Source organism: Streptomyces tremellae (assembly GCF_039540215.1).
Lineage (GTDB): Bacteria > Actinomycetota > Actinomycetes > Streptomycetales > Streptomycetaceae > Streptomyces > Streptomyces tremellae.
In genome coordinates, this window is record NZ_BAABEP010000026.1 from 36,686 (window position 1) to 52,439 (window position 15,754).

General features: G+C 73.7%; 12 protein-coding genes, 1 tRNA gene and 1 pseudogene. 7 read left to right on the forward strand and 7 right to left on the reverse strand.

What is annotated here, in order from left to right; all coding sequences use genetic code 11:
• Position 1: 1 nt before the first annotated feature.
• From ABEA77_RS18640 to ABEA77_RS18650, 3 genes and pseudogenes are all read right to left on the reverse strand, one after another.
• Complete coding sequence (locus ABEA77_RS18640; protein ID WP_345648558.1) at positions 2-952, reverse strand: DUF5926 family protein; 951 nt, start codon at positions 950-952, stop codon at positions 2-4.
• A 671-nt stretch (positions 953-1,623) separates the two neighbouring features.
• A pseudogene (locus ABEA77_RS18645) lies at positions 1,624-2,171 on the reverse strand (ATP-binding protein); the annotation flags it as partial.
• A gap of 73 nt (positions 2,172-2,244) precedes the next feature.
• Positions 2,245-3,069, reverse strand: a complete 825-nt coding sequence (locus ABEA77_RS18650; protein WP_345648561.1) for a glycerophosphodiester phosphodiesterase — start codon at positions 3,067-3,069, stop codon at positions 2,245-2,247.
• 259 nt (positions 3,070-3,328) lie between these two features.
• Between ABEA77_RS18650 and ABEA77_RS18655 the strand changes: the two genes are divergently transcribed.
• Entirely contained in the window at positions 3,329-4,999 is a 1,671-nt protein-coding gene (locus ABEA77_RS18655) for a S1C family serine protease (protein ID WP_345648563.1), read from the forward strand.
• 84 nt (positions 5,000-5,083) lie between these two features.
• On the opposite strand, the gene ABEA77_RS18660 is transcribed toward ABEA77_RS18655, so the two are convergent.
• Entirely contained in the window at positions 5,084-6,736 is a 1,653-nt protein-coding gene (locus ABEA77_RS18660) for a cytochrome c biogenesis protein DipZ (RefSeq protein ID WP_345648564.1), read from the reverse strand.
• 154 nt (positions 6,737-6,890) lie between these two features.
• On the opposite strand from ABEA77_RS18660, the gene ABEA77_RS18665 reads away from it, so the two are divergent.
• Positions 6,891-6,977: transfer RNA gene (locus ABEA77_RS18665), tRNA-Ser, on the forward strand.
• Positions 6,978-7,056: 79 nt separating this feature from the next.
• Positions 7,057-7,770 (forward strand): UTRA domain-containing protein, encoded by a 714-nt coding sequence (locus ABEA77_RS18670; RefSeq protein WP_425588313.1) that lies wholly within the window; start codon positions 7,057-7,059, stop codon positions 7,768-7,770.
• Here the strand turns inward: ABEA77_RS18670 and ABEA77_RS18675 are convergent.
• Positions 7,742-8,008 carry a hypothetical protein gene (locus ABEA77_RS18675; protein WP_345648569.1) on the reverse strand — a complete coding sequence of 89 codons (267 nt, stop codon included), beginning with the start codon at positions 8,006-8,008 and terminating at the stop codon, positions 7,742-7,744. The two genes, ABEA77_RS18670 and ABEA77_RS18675, sit on opposite strands and share 29 nt — an antisense overlap.
• A 475-nt stretch (positions 8,009-8,483) precedes the next feature.
• Complete coding sequence (locus tag ABEA77_RS18680) at positions 8,484-9,182, reverse strand: DUF4232 domain-containing protein (protein WP_345648572.1); 699 nt, start codon at positions 9,180-9,182, stop codon at positions 8,484-8,486.
• Positions 9,183-9,593: 411 nt separating this feature from the next.
• Between ABEA77_RS18680 and ABEA77_RS18685 the strand changes: the two genes are divergently transcribed.
• Positions 9,594-10,583 carry a DUF2382 domain-containing protein gene (locus tag ABEA77_RS18685; protein WP_345648575.1) on the forward strand — a complete coding sequence of 330 codons (990 nt, stop codon included), beginning with the start codon at positions 9,594-9,596 and terminating at the stop codon, positions 10,581-10,583.
• Between the two features lie 388 nt (positions 10,584-10,971).
• Here the strand turns inward: ABEA77_RS18685 and ABEA77_RS18690 are convergent, their stop codons facing one another.
• The gene (locus ABEA77_RS18690; protein ID WP_345648577.1) at positions 10,972-11,868 is read right to left on the reverse strand and encodes a bifunctional DNA primase/polymerase; all 897 of its coding nucleotides are present in this window, start codon (positions 11,866-11,868) and stop codon (positions 10,972-10,974) included.
• Between the two features lie 454 nt (positions 11,869-12,322).
• On the opposite strand from ABEA77_RS18690, the gene ABEA77_RS18695 reads away from it, so the two are divergent.
• The 3 genes from ABEA77_RS18695 (at position 12,323) to ABEA77_RS18705 (ending at position 15,514) form a co-directional block, all read left to right on the forward strand.
• Positions 12,323-12,634, forward strand: coding sequence for a hypothetical protein (locus ABEA77_RS18695; protein WP_345648578.1), 312 nt, complete (start codon positions 12,323-12,325; stop codon positions 12,632-12,634).
• 415 nt (positions 12,635-13,049) lie between these two features.
• The gene (locus tag ABEA77_RS18700; protein WP_345648580.1) at positions 13,050-13,604 is read left to right on the forward strand and encodes a SigE family RNA polymerase sigma factor; all 555 of its coding nucleotides are present in this window, start codon (positions 13,050-13,052) and stop codon (positions 13,602-13,604) included.
• 254 nt (positions 13,605-13,858) lie between these two features.
• The gene (locus tag ABEA77_RS18705) at positions 13,859-15,514 is read left to right on the forward strand and encodes a long-chain fatty acid--CoA ligase (RefSeq protein ID WP_345648582.1); all 1,656 of its coding nucleotides are present in this window, start codon (positions 13,859-13,861) and stop codon (positions 15,512-15,514) included.
• Positions 15,515-15,754: the final 240 nt, after the last annotated feature.

The following is a 15,754-nucleotide window of genomic DNA, read 5'->3' on the forward strand; positions in this document are numbered from 1 at the left end:
GTCAGCTCAGCGTCACCTGGCGGTTCGTCAGGCCGCCGCGCGCCCTGCGCTGTTCCGCCGTCAGCGGGGCCGTCTCGGCGAGCGCCGCGGTGAGCCGCTCGGCGAACGCCGCGGCCGGCTTCTCGCACTCCTCGGCGCCCATCGCGCTCGGCAGGTCCCACACCGGCACGGTGAGGCCGTGGGCGCGGAAGGAGCCCACGAGCCTGGTGCCCTCGCCGAGCGAGGACTCGCCCGCGGCGTGCAGCCTGGCCAGCGCGTCGAGCAGCGCCTCCTCCGCGTGCGGCATCACCCAGCGCAGGTGGTTCTTCTCCGGCGTCTCGCACCAGTACGCCGCGTCGGCGCCGGACAGCAGCACGGTCGGGATCGCCGCCGCGTTCGCCCGTTCCAGCGATGCCGCGACCTCGGGCGACGCGTTCTCCGCGTCCGGCACCCAGAACTCGAAGCCCGGGTGCACGACCGGCGCGAAGTCCGCGGAGAGGTCGAGCAGGTCCTGGAGCCTCGGGCCCTCGCCCTCGACCCGGCGCGCGGGCACCGGGTTGCCCGGCTCCGCCGTCAGCGCACGCACCAGGGTGTCCGCGAGGTCGCGGCTGAGGTCCCCCGAGGCCGTGTCGTTCTGGAGCGCGAGCAGCACGGAGCCGTCGTCGCGGCGCAGCGCGGGCCAGGCCATCGGCAGCACCGTCGCGAGCGTCACCGACGGCACGCCCTCGGGCAGCCCGTCCCTGAGCGTCAGCGCGGCCGTCGCCGCGGGCACCAGCTCCCGCATCGCCACCCAGTGCGGCTCCCCGGGAAGCCCCTCGAACGGGCGATGCACCAGCTCCGTCACCGCGTGCGAGGCCGCGCGCCCGTGGCACGCCTTGTAGCGGCGCCCCGAACCGCACGGGCAGGGCTCCCTGGCCCCCACCACCGGAATCGGTCCGTCCGTGAGCTGCGCCTTCTTCTGCTTCTTGGCCATCGTGGGGTGTCTCCCGGTTGCTGCGGCGATGCGTCGTGCGCGAATGCAGACGGCGAGCCTAGCCGCGCGGCCCCGCCCCCGGCGCGCGGCACACCCCCGCGGCGGCCCGCGCGCGACCGCGCCGCGGCCGGTGGGGCCGGGGCCCGGAGGGCGGAGAGCGCCCGCGCGAAGGAGAGGCCGGTCCGGCCCCGGACGCGGAGCCGGTCGGAAACCGGCGGGGCTGCCGGGGAACCGCGGGAGGGGGAACGGGTGGGGCGGCCGGCGGGGAGCAGCTCGGGCCCTGTGTCGCGGACCGGCCCACCCGCGTCGGGGACCGGCCCGGCGGTCGGGGGCTCACGGGGGCCGGGGACACGGGTCAAGGGGCCGTGGGCACGGCGCTGGGAGCGTCGGTGGGCGGGCCCGGAGCCGGGGCCGGGGGTTCACGGAGCCGTAGTCGGAGCCGGAGGCCGGGGGAGGCCATGGTCCCGAGGGGGCAGGGTGTCAGCGAGCGGGGCCCACGGGGCCGGAGTCAGGAGTCCACAGCGCTGGGGGCGGAGCCGGGGCCGCGGGCCGAGGGGCACCGCGACCGGAGCGTCAGGGGGCGGGCCGGAGCCGGAGCCACAGGCCAAGGCGCCACGGTCCACGGGAGCCGAGAGGGGCCATGGGGCACAGCGGCCGGAGCGTCAGTGGGCGGGGTCGGGGGCCGAGAGGTGGGCCCAGACGGTGACCTCGCCGGAGGCGCTGTCGCGAATGCCCCAGTCCTTCGCGAGCGCCGAGATGATGGTGAGTCCGCGGCCGCCGCGCGCCGTCAGGGACGGCCGGGCGGGCGCGGGCCTCGTGGGGCCGCCGCCGTCCGTCACCTCGACCGTCAGGCCGCCCGCCGGGTCGACGCTCCAGGCCGCTCTTATGCCGCCGTCCGGGTCCGCGTCGCCGCGGCCCGCCCGCCGCAGCGGCCTCGCGTACCTGCAGGCGTTGCTCAACAGCTCGGAGAGGACCAGCTCCGCGTCCTCGACGACCGTGTCAGAGACGCCGCTGCGGCTGAGCTGCGCGCGCATCCTGTGCCGTGCCTCGCCCACGCCCGCCGGGCCGTGGGCCACGGCCACGCTCGACGACGCCGGCGCTTCCTGTGCCACCAAAATCGCCACCCCCGAGACCTCCTTCGCCCAAGCCACGGTGTGGATGCCCCATTGGCCTGGACCGGAAACCGGCCACCAACCAGCCTTTGACGCACTCGTGACATTCGGACACGCAGCGAGCGCGCCGGTGCACTCCCCGCCGAACGGTTCAGGTGCGACCTGTGTGGGTTCCTCCGGTTATGGCCCGGTACGGCCGAGTTGGGAGAGGACTTGTTTCGGCCTGTTCGTGATGATCGCGTCGACCCCGAGCCGTACGCACAGCTCGACGTCCTCGGGCTCGTCCACCGTCCACACGTGCACCCGGTGCCCCGCGCGGCGCAGCCGGGCGACGTACCCCGGGTGGTTGCGGACGATCCGCACCCCGGGCCCCGCGATCCGCGCGCCCGCAGGCAGCCGCCCGTCCCGCAGCCGCGGCGAGACGTACTGCATCAGATAGACCGTCGGCAGCTGCGGCGCCGCCCGCGCGACGCGGTGCAGCGACCGCGCCGAGAAGCTCATGACGCGCACCTGAGACTCTCCCGGCCCCGCCGGCTCCGCGAGGCCGAACCTGCGCAGCGTCTCGACCAGCCGCTCCTCCACCTGCCCCGCCCACCGGGTCGGGTGCTTCGTCTCCACGGCGAGCTGCACCGGCCTGCCCGCGTCCCGCACCAGTCCGAGCAGCCGCTCCAGCGTCAGCACCGACGTGTACCCGGGGTCGCGCCACTCCGGGCCCTCCTCGCTCTCCGCGTACGCCGGGCTGTTCTTCCACCCGCCGAAGTCGAGCGCGGCGAGGTCCGCGAGTTCGAGCGCGGACACCGCGCCACGGCCGTTGGAGGTACGGTTCACCCGGCGGTCGTGCACGCATACGAGATGACCGTCGGCCGTGAGCCGCACGTCGCACTCCAGGGCGTCGGCGCCGTCCTCCAGGGCCTTCACGTACGCGGCGAGCGTGTGCTCGGGCGCGTCCTCGGAGGCGCCCCGGTGGGCGACGACCTGAATGCTGTGCTGACGTGCGTGGGTCACGGCGTCATGGTCCCATCCCCGCGGGGCAGCCGGGTGAACGGCGGCCCTCCCCGGCCGGTCGGCGGGGGAGCCGCGCGGATCCCGGCGGTCCACCTCGGGATGCGCCCGGATTGTCCGAAGTAAAAGATGGCCAAATGACGCACAGGTCCCGCTTACCGTGGCCCGACGTGTCGTGGGTAAGGGTTAACCACGACACTTGCACAGCGGGACGCTTGCCGACGACAGCCGTGGAACCGTGGAACCGAGGAGTAAAAGAGCTGTGAGCACCGAGAACGAGGGCACTGCGGGCGAGGGCACGGAGCGCCCCGCCACCCAGTCCGTACCTCCCGGGCCGGACGCCGCTCCTGAGGGGACCTCCGCTCCCGAGGGCGCGCCCCCGCACGCCGCGCCGCCCGAGCGTCCGGCCGCGGCCCCCGGCGAGCCGTCCACGTTCCCGGTCGGCACCCCGGCCGCCGCGCCCGCCCCCTCCGGCCCCCCGGTCGGCGAGGACCCGAGGACCCGCGCCCCGTACGGCGCGCCCCCGCCGCCCGACCAGCCGCCGCACCACCACGCGGCGACCCACGGCGCGCACGCCGCCCATCCGGCCCACGCCGCGGGCGCCACCCCGCCCCCGCCGAGCGGCCCCCCTGCGGGCGGCTGGCCGCCGCCCCAGTACCCCGCGTACGGCACCCCCTCCGAGGGCATCGGAGGCCAGGGCTACGGCGGCGGTGGCGAGGGCCCCGGCGGACCCGTCTGGGGCGCGCCCGGCGCGCAGCACCCGGAGCGCGGCGGCCGGATAAGGGGCGGCCTGATCGCCGCCGTCATCGTCGCCGCGCTCGTCGCGGGCGGCATCGGCGGCGGCATCGGCTACTGGGCCGCGTCGAGCGGCGACAGCGGCGGTATCGGCTCCACCACGGTCTCCGCTGCCGACCTGCCCAAGGGCAAGGCGGCCGGCGGCTCGGTCGCCGCCGTCGCGGCCAACTCACTGCCCAGCGTCGTCACCATCGACGCCACAAGCGGCAACGGCAGCGGCGACACCGGCACCGGCTTCGTCTTCGACAAGCAGGGCCACATCCTGACCAACAACCACGTGGTCGCGGAGGCGGCGAGCGGCGGCAAGCTGTCCGCGACGTTCTCCAACGGCAAGAAGTACGCGGCCCAGGTCGTCGGCCGCGCCGAGGGCTACGACGTCGCCGTCATCAAGCTGACGAACGCCCCCTCGGGTCTCAAGCCCCTGCCGCTCGGCGACTCAGACAAGGTCCAGGTCGGCGACTCGACCATCGCGATCGGCGCCCCCTTCGGCCTGTCCAACACGGTCACCACCGGCATCATCAGCGCCGAGCACCGCCCGGTCGTCTCCGGCGACGAGAGCGGCAACAGCACCTCGTACATGAGCGCGCTGCAGACCGACGCGTCCATCAACCCGGGCAACTCGGGCGGCCCGCTGCTCGACGCGCGCGGCGCCGTCGTCGGCATCAACTCGGCGATCCAGCCGGGCAGCAGCGGCGGTGGCGGCGGCCTCGGCGGCGGCAGCAGCCAGCCCGGCTCGGTCGGCCTCGGCTTCGCCATCCCGATCAACCAGGCGGCCACCGTCGCCCAGCAGCTGATCAAGACGGGCCAGCCGGTCTACCCGATCATCGGCGCCACGGTCACCATGGACGACAGCCAGCAGCAGGGCGACCAGGGCGGCAACGGCGCGGTGATCGCCTCCCAGGGTGTGAACGGCAGCCAGGCCGTCACGCCGAACGGCCCCGCGGCCAAGGCGGGTCTGCGTTCGGGCGACGTCATCACGAAGTTCGGCGACACCCCGATCGACAGCGGCCCGACCCTGATCAGCGAGATCTGGACCCACAAGCCGAACGACAAGGTCAGCCTGACCTACCAGCGCGACGGCCAGAGCCACACGGTCGAGGTCACCCTCGGCGCCCGCAAGGGCGACAGCAGCAACTGACCCCCGCCGTACGCTCCCCCTCTGCCCCCGGCGCCAACAGGCGCCGGGGGCAGACGCGTCGAGGGACGGGCGGCGCAGGAGGCGTCACCCGAAGGTGAACGAGTACGCGCTGAGCCCGGGCGACAGCTTCACGTCCAGGATGCCGCTCGTCGGGTCGTCCCCGTGGACGAGGGTGTGGATGTTCGGCGCGCCGGAGACCTTGTACGTGGTGGTCCTGCCGCCGACCGTGGCGGTGAGCGTCCCCGTGCCGCCGACGTCCAGGTACACGTCGTCTGCCGAGTACGCGAGCCGCAGGTCCGCGTCCTTGCGCGCGGTCAGCGACTCCTTGCCGACCGACCAGGTGCCGCCGAGCGCGAACGCGTCGGCCGGCAGCGTGCCGGGGACGGTGAAGTCGTGGACGCCGTCCGAGAGCCGCCCGCCCGCGAACGACCCCGCGCGCTCCGAGCCGAGATACGTCTCGGGCGTCTGGCCCTCGTCGGTGGGGGTGGTGTCGGCGACATGCGTCGGCGGCGGCAGGTGCGCGCCCGGGTGGGCGGCCGTCAGCAGCTGCCGGATCAGCGACTCGCCGGTGTCGTACTCGCCCTCGCCGACGGCGACATGGCGCACCTGCCCCTTCGCGTCGATCAGGTACTCGGCGGGCCAGGAGTCGTTGCCGAAGGCGTTCCAGGTCGTGAAGTCGTTGTCCAGCGCGATCGGATAGGTCATGTGGAGCCGCTCGGCGCCGGCCTTCACGTTCGCCGGCACGTGCTCGAAGGCGTACTCGGGCGCGTGCACGCCGACGACGACGAGGCCGTCCTTCGCGTAGGCGCGGTACCAGGCGTTGAGGTGTGGGATGGCGCGCTGGCAGTTGATGCAGGAGTACGCCCAGAAGTCGACGAGCACGACCTTGCCCTTGAGCGCGCTCGCCGGGAGCGGCCTGTCGCCCGGGGTGTTGAACCACTGCTGGATGCCCGAAAGGGCGGGCGCCTTCCCGCAGTCGGCGAGCTGCGGGCTCGGCAGCTGCGCGCAGTGCTGGAGCCCCGCGGCCTGCTCGGAGCCGAGCGCGCCCACGGCGCCGCTCTTGTCGAGCGCCTGGTTCAGCGTCGAGGTGTAGTCGGGAACGGCGCGCTGGAGCACGTCCGTCACATTGAACGTCAGCGCGACCGCGAGCCCCATCACCACGAGGCCCGCCACGAACCGCACTCCGCGCTGCCGTTCGCGGAAGGCCCGCACCCGCTCGGCGACACCGCGCCCGGCGAGCGCGAAGAACAGCAACGGCGCGGCCGTGCCCACGGCGAACGCCAGCGTCAGCGCGACCGTGCCCACGCCGATCCGGTGCGTGGCGCCCGCGACGGTGATCGCGGCGAGCACAGGCCCCGCGCACGGCACGTACACCGCGCCGAGCGCGAGCCCGAGCACGAAGTCCCCGCGCTCGCCGTCGACCCGCCGCCGCCCGATCCGCGCGAACGGCCGCTCCAGCAGGTCCTGTACGGCCGGGAACATCATGGCCACGCCCAGCACGAGCAGCACCACGAGCCCGGCCCACCGGATGACGTCCTGCGGCACGGGCAGCGCGCTGACGACCAGCGTCCCCAGCAGCGTGAACACGCTGAAGCTCAGCGCGAGCCCCACGACGACGGGATACGGCCGCCGCCGCACGCCGCCCGTCATGAAGACGACAGGCAGCACAGGCAGGACGCACGGGGATATCCCCGTGATGAACCCGCCGACGAGTCCGATCAGCACCAAAGTGAGCACGCCCTCACGCTAGCCCGCCCACCTGCGCCGGAAGCCCCGCGGCCCTCCGTGGAACACCCCCTTCACGGAACCGTAAGAACTACCGCCACCCACCCCCACCCCCGCCCAGCCGGTAGGCTGTCGCCTGCCCCACCCGCCGGCGGCGGAGGGCCCAGGTGGGTTGCCCGAGCGGCCTAAGGGAACGGTCTTGAAAACCGTCGTGGCAGCAATGTCACCGTGGGTTCAAATCCCACACCCACCGCATACGCACGGCCCCTGACCAGCCACATCGGTCAGGGGCCGTCCCGCTCGCGGTGCCCCGCCGGCCCCGCCCGTCCTCCGTGTGCCCTGCCGGACGGGGCACGCCATCTGTCGACAGCCGGGGCAGCGACGTTCACAGCGGCCGCACTGCGGCCGGGCGATTCATCGCTGCCCCGACTGCCGCCGAGCCGAGTCGGCGGTTGCGGATGGTGCGTTCGCAGTACCGTGAGCAGCAGGGCGGGTCACCGTTTCGCGCGGACATGGCGGCGCTCGGCCGCCGGGGCACGTGGGAGAGCCGTACCGACGCGAAGGTGCCGGCGCCCGGGGAGATCGCGGCGCGGCTCGGCGTCGGTACGGGGGCGCTGTGTGTGCGCACGGCGTACGAGTTCCTGGTGGACGGCAGGCCCGCGCAGCTCTCGACGAGTTGGGAGCCGTACGAGCTGACGGCGGGAACGCTCGTCGTGCTGCCGGAGGGCGGCCCGCACGCGGGCAGGGGCGTGGTCGACCGCATGGCCGAGATCGGCATCACGGTGACCCACGCGGTGGAGCAGCCGGAGCCGGGACATGCGGATGCCGAGGAGGCGACGCTCCTCGGCATCCAGCGCGGCGCGTTGGTGACCCGCATCAGGCGGACGTACTACGGCGACGACGGCCGCCCGGTCGAAACCGCGGACATCGTCCTGCCCGCCACGACGTGCGAACGAAAGGATGAGTCACCGGAGTTTTCAGTGGATGACGACGCACACTCGGGTGTAGGTCCGTTCCCTACACGTCGTCGAAGGGGTCTCCCATGACGCCTTCAATCCGCACGAGCCCCGGCTCGTTCCTGTCGTGAACCCTGACGTAGAACGTGTACGTCCAGCCCTTCTCCTGTGCGTACTGCCGAGTCCAGGCCAATGCCTCGTCGATGCCGACGTCGGACAGTTCATACTCGTGCGACGTGACGGCGCCCCGGTCCCAGAAATAGGCGCGGTAGTAGGGAATTTCCTGTTCCCATGTCATGTCCCTGGGGTCAACTCGGTGCTTCTTCATCCGCTTACTCCTGGCAGCGACGGTGTAGGGGCGTAGCTTGGGCGCGCATCGCGAGGGTGAGCCAGCGGTGTACAGGATGTCCAGCGTCCAACCGCTGGCCGCAGTCGCCTCAGGCTCGGGTCCACCGAGGTGATCACAACCTGGTCGCGGAGTGCTGCCCGGCCCAGCCGGTGGCGGCCACCACCTCCCGGGCGATGTCTGCGACAGCCCGCCCGTCGGTGTTCACCGCGGGGGTGGGGCTGTTGTACCGCGAGTGGGAGGGGCGGCGGCGGGGCAGAGCGCCCACACCGGCCCGGCGGACCGGGCAGCCCGGATGGCCGTGGTGGAGGCGCGGACGCTCGCCGCGTGGGGGTGGGGGCGTCCGGCGCGGGTGTGAGGGCCGTTCGGGGCGGGTTCGGGCGGGTCCTGTGGGGAACGCCGTCGTGCGGCCCCGGCCCCCGGCGCCGGGGGCCGGGGCCGCACGACGGGGCGGGGGCTACTTGCCCGTGCCGACCGGGTCGACCGTGATGCCCGGGCCCGGCGCGCTGCCGTCCGTGACGGGGATGTTGATGGCCTGGGCCAGGGTGTGGGGGTGGGTCTCGTTGGGCGGGGTGACGATCAGAGTGGTGAAGGTGACTCCGGAGCCACCGGAGTGGTTCGGCGGGTAGTGCAGGGTGAAGCGGGTTTCCTGGCCGGGAGCCAGGCTCACCGAGGGTGCGGCGACCTTGCTGCGGGCCGCGCTGACCGTGCCGTCGCGGCCCTTGAGGTCCACGCCGGGGAAGCCGTGCAGGGTGCAGGCCGAGGGGCCGGTGTTGCGGAGGTTGACCAGGAGTTCCCCCTCCGCCATGGCGCCCGAGGTGGAGAAGGCGAGGTTCGCCGTGCGGCAGGTGCCGCCCGAGGCGGAACCGGACGCCGCACCGGCGCCCGAGGCCGCGCCGGACCCGGACGCCGTGCCCGAGTGGCTGGAGAGCGTGCTCGCGTTCGCCGTGCCGCTGCCGCTGCCGCTGCCGGAGCCGTTCGCGGAGTCGTCGGCGCCGCCCGAGTCGTCAGCGGAAGAGGCGGGCGCGCTCGCGGACGAGTCACTGTCGCCCGCCGCGGAACCGGCCTTCGTCGAGGAGCCGCTGCCGCAGGCGGTGAGCGAGACGCCGGCGGCCAGGGCGACGAGCGTGAGGGCTGAGATCTTCCTGAGGTGCATCGCTTCTCCATGAGATCGGTCGTGAGGATGTGCGGGGCGGGTCGGGACGCCCGGCGGGCCCCGCGGTGTGCTGAGCGGTCCTTGGCGCCCCGGCGGGCCCCGCCGGTGTGCTGTTGTGACTGGTCCGATCCCCGGGGCACCGGCCGGGTTCACGGACCGGCCCGGCCGGGACGCGCCCGTGACACTCCGGTCGGCGGGCCGTGACATCGAGGCCGTGACATCGGGACGTCGAACCCCGGGTGGAGGGGGCGGGGGTGGCGGCCGTGCCGCCGTAGGTGCGCCTCTGACCTGCGGTGATGCGGGATACAGCCAGATCGGGAGGAGATTTATAGTGATTTACCCGGTTCAGGTGAGATGTGAGGCTGGATGTGGATACCCGGCACTCGAACCGCGAACCAAGGAGGAATCGCGATGATCACACAGGAACAGATCCCCGCGGTCCTGGACCACCCCGTTTACGACGCCGACGGGAACAAGATCGGTAGTGCGAAGCACGTCTTCTACGACGACGCCACGGGGAATCCCGAGTGGGTCACCGTGAAGACGGGGATGTTCGGCTCGAGCGAGTCGTTCATCCCCATGCACGACGCCAATCTGGTGCAGGACCACCTGGAGGTCCCCTACGACAGGGACCAGGTCAAGGACGCGCCGAACGTGGACATCGACGCGGGCGGCCACCTCTCCGAGCAGGAGGAGCACCGGCTGTACCGGTACTACGGCCTCGACGGCGGCGGTGCGGGCGACCAGCGGCAGGGCGGCAAGCACGCCAAGACCGACGCGGGTCCCGACGCCAAGGGCGGCGTGGCCGCGATGGGCGGCGCGGGCGCCGCGGGCGCGGCAGGCCGGAGGGGTCCGGCCGCGGGCGACGCGGCGGGCGGCGCCGGCACCCGGGGCGACAGCGCCGCGCTGCGGCAGTCGCGTACGGGCGGCACCTCGGGCCTCGGCAAGGAGGGCGCGGCGGGCCGCGGCGACACCGCCGCGGAGGACGTGGCGATGACCCGCTCCGAGGAGCGGATGCACGTCACCACGGAGCGCCGCGACGCGGGCCAGGCCCGTCTCCACAAGTACGTGGTGACGGAGGAGCAGCAGCAGACCGTGCCCGTGCGCCACGAGGAGGTGCGTGTCGTACGGGAGCCCATCACGGAGGAGAACCGTGACGCGGCGCTGCGCGGCGAGGACATCTCCGAGGCCGACCACGTGGTGACGCTGCACGAGGAGCGCCCGGTGGTGGAGATGCGCACCGAGCCCGTCGAACGGGTCCGGCTGACGACCGAGGAGAAGGTCGAGCAGCAGACGGTCAAGGGTACGGTCCGCAAGGAGCGCATCGAGGCCGAGACCACGACCGAGGACGGCAAGAAGGGCCACATACCGGGCCGCGGGGACACGCCGCCCCGCTCCTGAAGCTCCTGAACCCCGTCACGCGCGCGGGTCCAGGGGGTACGGGTTCCGGTAGGCGTACGGCGTAGGGCATACGTGGCCGCGGGGCGCACCAGGCGCACCCGCGGCCACGTCCTGCCCGCGCTCGCCACGTCCTGCCTACGGCCGCCGGACCGCGGCAGCCGGGCCCACTCCGCCTGCCGAGGAAGCCCGCGGCAGCCGGACCCGCCGAGGAAGCCCGTCGCAGCCGGGCCCACTCCGCCCGCCGAGGGAGCCCGCGGCGGCCGGGCCCGCCGCTCCCCCGCCCGCGGCGGCCGGGCCCGCCGCTCCCCCTGCCCGCGGTGGCCGAGCCGCCGCCGTTCGCCCTGCTCGACCGGGGCGGGCGCCGGGCGCGCGCCCCCGGCGCCCGCCCTCAGCGCTCCAACGTCAGCCGCCGCGCCGAGGCGATCGTGGCGCGCGCCTCGCGTTCGGTCAGGCCGGTGTGGAGGGCGGCCTCGACGAGGGTGTCGGCGAGCGCCTCGCCGAAGCCGTGCTCGTACGCGCGGCAGGCGGCCCAGAACAGGCGGGTGTTGCGCTGCCCCTCGTGCGAGGCGAGGACGAACTGCACCAGGCCCTCGCCCTGGCGCGCCGACTGCCCATGAGGCGGGTGCCCGCAGTGCCCGGCGTGCGCCGAGGGCGTGAGGAGCCGTAGCAGGGCGCGCGGGCAGGGCGCGGGCGCGCTGAGATCGGCCGTACCAGGGGCGAGGCGGTACGCGCCGCGCGTGGCGACCGAGCCGGGCCCGACCAGATAGCCGCCGCCGCCCCGCACGTCGATGCCGGGGGCGAGGCGGCCCGCGGAGTTGGGGACGACGACGTTGGCGGGGCCCCTGAGCCAGATGTGCCGGCCGCCGCTCGGTGTGAGGACGGTGACCGTCTCCGGCAGCGTGAAGAGGTGTTCGAACGCGAGCTGCTGGAGCGCCGCGACGGAGTCGGGCGTGGTACCGGCGGCCGGCTCGTGGCCGCTGATGTCGAGGTCGATGCCGATCAGGTGGTACGGGGGCCGCCCGCAGGCGATCCCGTACCCCGTGGCCCAGGGCGCGGCGTCGAACAGGGCCCGGACGGCGACGGGGTCCGTGGTCGCGTCGTACACGCCGTGACCAGGCAGGCCGCACTCGCCGCGGCAGCTGACGTGCCCCGGTTGACCACGGTGGGGCGAGCGGAGGGCGGGGAGCTTGGTGGGAGACAGGGGGAAGACGGGCAGCCCGCGCTCGGCGGCGGAGAGCGCGTGCGCGAGAGCCAGGGTTGCGGCGTGCCGGGCGGTGGTGGCCATGCGTTCATTTTCGCACATCCGTTCGATCGGGTGGAAGAGAGATTCGATTACTTGTTCGGATCGGGTCGCTCGACGGCAGCGCGACGCGCCGGGGTGCGCCTGGCGCGCCGATTGGCTGCCGGAACGGTTCAGCTCTTGCGCGGAAAGGGGTCCGGTGTCCGCTCTCGTACCGGAACGCCCCCTTGAAGTCAGGAAAGGGGTTTATCGACAAGTCCTCACGCTTGCGAGGGAATAGATCCCTCCGGTCTGGTTCGCCGGGGATTCGGTGGGCAATTCTGATCTCGCGACGTCGAGAGCAGGACCGGGGTGGTCGGCCAACTGCCCCGTAAAAAGCCGAAGTTCACGCTGCATCCCGCAGTACACGGTCCCGTGGTCCCACAGCAGGCGCAGGGCCCGCAGGACCTGCCGCACCCGCGGCAACCGCTGTACATCTGGTTCTCTGGAGGAACAAGACATGGCAAGCATCCGCACCGCCCGCGTCATCGCAGCTGTCGCCGCCCTCCCCCTCGCCGCCGCGCTGTTCACGGGGGTCGCCTCGGCCGACAACGGCAGCGTCGCGGACGACGGATCGAACGCGACCGTGGCGACCCTCGCCGGCAGCGGCGTCGGGCACAACAACTACGGCAACTCCACCACCACGCAGCAGGTGGCGACCGGTGCCGGTGCGTCGAACCAGAACAACACGGCCAATGTGATCGGCTCCGCCTTCACGGCCATCGACCAGCACAACGACAACGTGACGGTGGCCTTCCACCACCTGTGGTGAGCGGTCCCGGCCCGGGGGGCCGGGGGGACTGACCGAGCGGTGACAGCGGCGGTCCGCGCGAAGGGTGTGGGAGCACCCCGCGCGGACCGCCGCGCTCGTACGCCCGCGCTCGTACGCCCGCGCCCGCGCCCCGCGGCGCCCGGCCGGCGTCCCCGCCCCCCGGGCACCCCCCACCCCCCACACGCCCCGCGCCCCGGCATCCCCGTGCGCCCCGGAGGGCGCGGGGGGCGCGGCCTCCCCGCGCCTCCCCGTGCGGCCGTGCGCCGGCGACTCGCGGGCCCGGCCCCGAGGGTGACCCCGCGCTGCCTCCACCCACAGGAGGTGGGGTTTCCCTGGGCCCTACACCCTGAGGGGGACCCCGCTTCGGGACCTGGGGCCGATCCCCGGGAGCGCCGCCGCTCCTAGCGTGGTGCACATGACCACGCCTGTCCGCACGAGCGCTTCCGGAGCCGCCGGCCACGGCCACGCACCGTACGCGTCGTTCTCCTCGTACGTACGGGCGCGGGGGCCCGTACTGCTGCGCACCGCCCGCTCCCTCACCGCGAATCCGCTCGACGCGGAGGACCTGTTGCAGACCGCGCTCACCAAGACGTATGTCGCCTGGGAGCGCATCGAGGACCACCGCGCCCTCGACGGCTACGTACGCCGTGCGCTGGTCAACACCCGCACCTCGCAGTGGCGCAAGCGCAGGATCGACGAGTTCGCCTGCGAGGAGTTGCCCGAGCCGGCCCGCGCGCAGGGCGGGGCGCCCGACGTCGCCGAGCGCCAGGTGCTGCACGACGCGATGTGGCGCGCGGTCACCCGGCTGCCCGACCGGCAGCGCGCCATGGTCGTCCTGCGGTACTACGAGGACCTGAGTGAGGCCCAGACCGCCGAGGTCATGGGCGTCTCGGTCGGCACCGTCAAGAGCGCGGTCTCCCGCGCCCTGGCCAAACTCCGCGAGGACCCGGAGCTCGCGCCGGTCCCCTGACCGAACGGGCCGCCCGCTCCCCTGACCGGAAGGCCGACCGGACGAAGACCCGGCCCTGTGAACCGGATGAAGGCCGACCGTACGAAGACCCGCCCCCTGACCGGAAGGCCGACCGGACGAAGATCGGGCCGACCGGATGAAGATCGGATGGTCTACTCCCGGGTAGTGACTTTCGCGCCGGTCACCGCGCAGAATCCAGGCATCCCCCGCAGCCGCCACCGCGGGCCGTGGACCACCGTTCCCGGGAGGACGCCGTGCTGAGCACCATGCAGGACGTACCGCTGACCGTCACCCGCATCCTCCGTCACGGGATGACGATCCATGCCAAATCCCGCATCATCACCTGGACAGGGGAGGGCGAGCCGCAGCGCAGGAGCTTCGCGGCGGCAGGCGGCCGGGCCGTGCAACTCGCCGCCGCGCTCCGCGCCGACCTCGGGGTACGGGACGACGAGCGGGTGGCGACGCTCATGTGGAACAACGCCGAGCACGTCGAGGCGTACCTCGCCGTCCCGGCCATGGGCGCGATCCTGCACACGCTCAACCTGCGCCTGCCGCCCGAGCAGCTGATCTACATCGCGAACCACGCCGAAGACCGCGTGATCGTGGTGAACGGCTCGCTGCTGCCGCTGCTCGCGCCCCTCCTGCCCCACCTGCCGACCGTCGAGCACGTCGTCGTCAGCGGCCCCGGCGACCTCTCGCTGCTCGCCGGGGCGGACGCGCAGGTGCACGACTACGAGGAGCTCATCGCCCGCCACTCACCCGACTTCGACGCCTTCGACTGGCCCGACCTCGACGAGCGCTCCGCCGCCGCCATGTGCTACACCTCGGGCACCACGGGCGAGCCCAAGGGCGTGGTGTTCTCGCACCGTTCGATCTTCCTGCACTCGATGCAGGCCACCACCGCCGCCGCGTTCGGCCTGACGGAGCGCGACCTGTCCCTGGTGGTCGTGCCGCAGTTCCACGTCAACGCGTGGGGCGTGCCGCACGCCACGTTCATGGTCGGCGCGAGCATGCTGATGCCCGACAGGTTCCTCCAGCCCGCGCCGCTCGCCGACATGATCGAACAGGAGCGGCCCACCCACGCGGCCGCGGTCCCCACCATCTGGCAGGGCCTGCTCACCGAGGTCACCGAGCGCCCGCGCGACCTGTCGTCGATGTACCGCGTCACCATCGGTGGCGCCGCCTGCCCGCCGTCGCTGATGGAGGCGTACGACAAGCTCGGCGTGCGCCTCCTGCACGCCTGGGGCATGACGGAGACCTCGCCGCTCGGCACCACCTCGTACCCGCCGCCCGGCCTCACCCCCGAGGCGGAGTGGCCCTACCGCGTCACACAGGGCCGCTTCCCCATCGGCGTCGAGGCGCGCCTCGCCGGGCCCGACGGCGCTCTCCTGCCCTGGGACGGCGAGTCGGCGGGCGAACTGGAGGTACGGGGCCCCTGGGTGGCGCGCGCCTACTACGGCGGAAGCGCGGGCGCGGAGCTCACGCCGGACGACAAGTTCAGCCCGGACGGCTGGCTGCGGACCGGCGACGTCGGCGTCATCAGCCCCGACGGCTACCTCACCCTCACCGACCGGGCCAAGGACGTCATCAAGTCGGGCGGCGAGTGGATCTCCAGCGTCGGCCTGGAGAACGCCCTGATGGGGCATCCCGCCGTCGCCGAGGCCGCGGTGGTCGCCGTGCCCGACGACCGGTGGGGCGAGCGCCCGCTCGCCACCGTCGTCCTCAAGGAGGGCGCCGGCGCCGGCTACGAGGAGCTGCGCGACTTCCTCGCGGGGCAGGTAGCCAAGTGGCAGGTGCCGGAGCGCTGGGCGCTGGTGGAGTCCGTGCCGAAGACCAGCGTCGGGAAGTTCGACAAGAAGGTGATCAGGCGGCAGTACGCCAACGGCGAGCTGGACGTGACCCGGTTCTGACGCGAGCCGGTTCCGGTGCGCCCCGGCTGCGACGCGAGCCGGACGTGGCCCCGATCCGGTGCGGCCCGGCTGCGACGCGAGCCTGTTCCAGTGCGACCCGGTCCGGTGCGGCCCGGCTGCGACGCGAGCCTGTTCCGGTGCGACCCGGTCCGGTGCGGCCCGGCTGCGACGCGAGCCTGTTCCGGTGCGACCCGGTCCGGCGCGGTCCGGCTGCGACGCGAGCCTGTTCCGGTGCGACCC

Excerpts from the sequence above, each read along its gene's own strand:
- ABEA77_RS18690 (WP_345648577.1), bottom strand. The coding sequence starts at position 11,868 with ATGGCCACCACCGCCCGGCACGCCGCAACCCTGGCTCTCGCGCACGCG.
- ABEA77_RS18700 (WP_345648580.1), top strand. The coding sequence starts at position 13,050 with ATGACCACGCCTGTCCGCACGAGCGCTTCCGGAGCCGCCGGCCACGGC.
- ABEA77_RS18685 (WP_345648575.1), top strand. The coding sequence starts at position 9,594 with ATGATCACACAGGAACAGATCCCCGCGGTCCTGGACCACCCCGTTTAC.
- ABEA77_RS18695 (WP_345648578.1), top strand. The coding sequence starts at position 12,323 with ATGGCAAGCATCCGCACCGCCCGCGTCATCGCAGCTGTCGCCGCCCTC.
- ABEA77_RS18640 (WP_345648558.1), bottom strand. The coding sequence starts at position 952 with ATGGCCAAGAAGCAGAAGAAGGCGCAGCTCACGGACGGACCGATTCCG.
- ABEA77_RS18675 (WP_345648569.1), bottom strand. The coding sequence starts at position 8,008 with ATGAAGAAGCACCGAGTTGACCCCAGGGACATGACATGGGAACAGGAA.
- ABEA77_RS18680 (WP_345648572.1), bottom strand. The coding sequence starts at position 9,182 with ATGCACCTCAGGAAGATCTCAGCCCTCACGCTCGTCGCCCTGGCCGCC.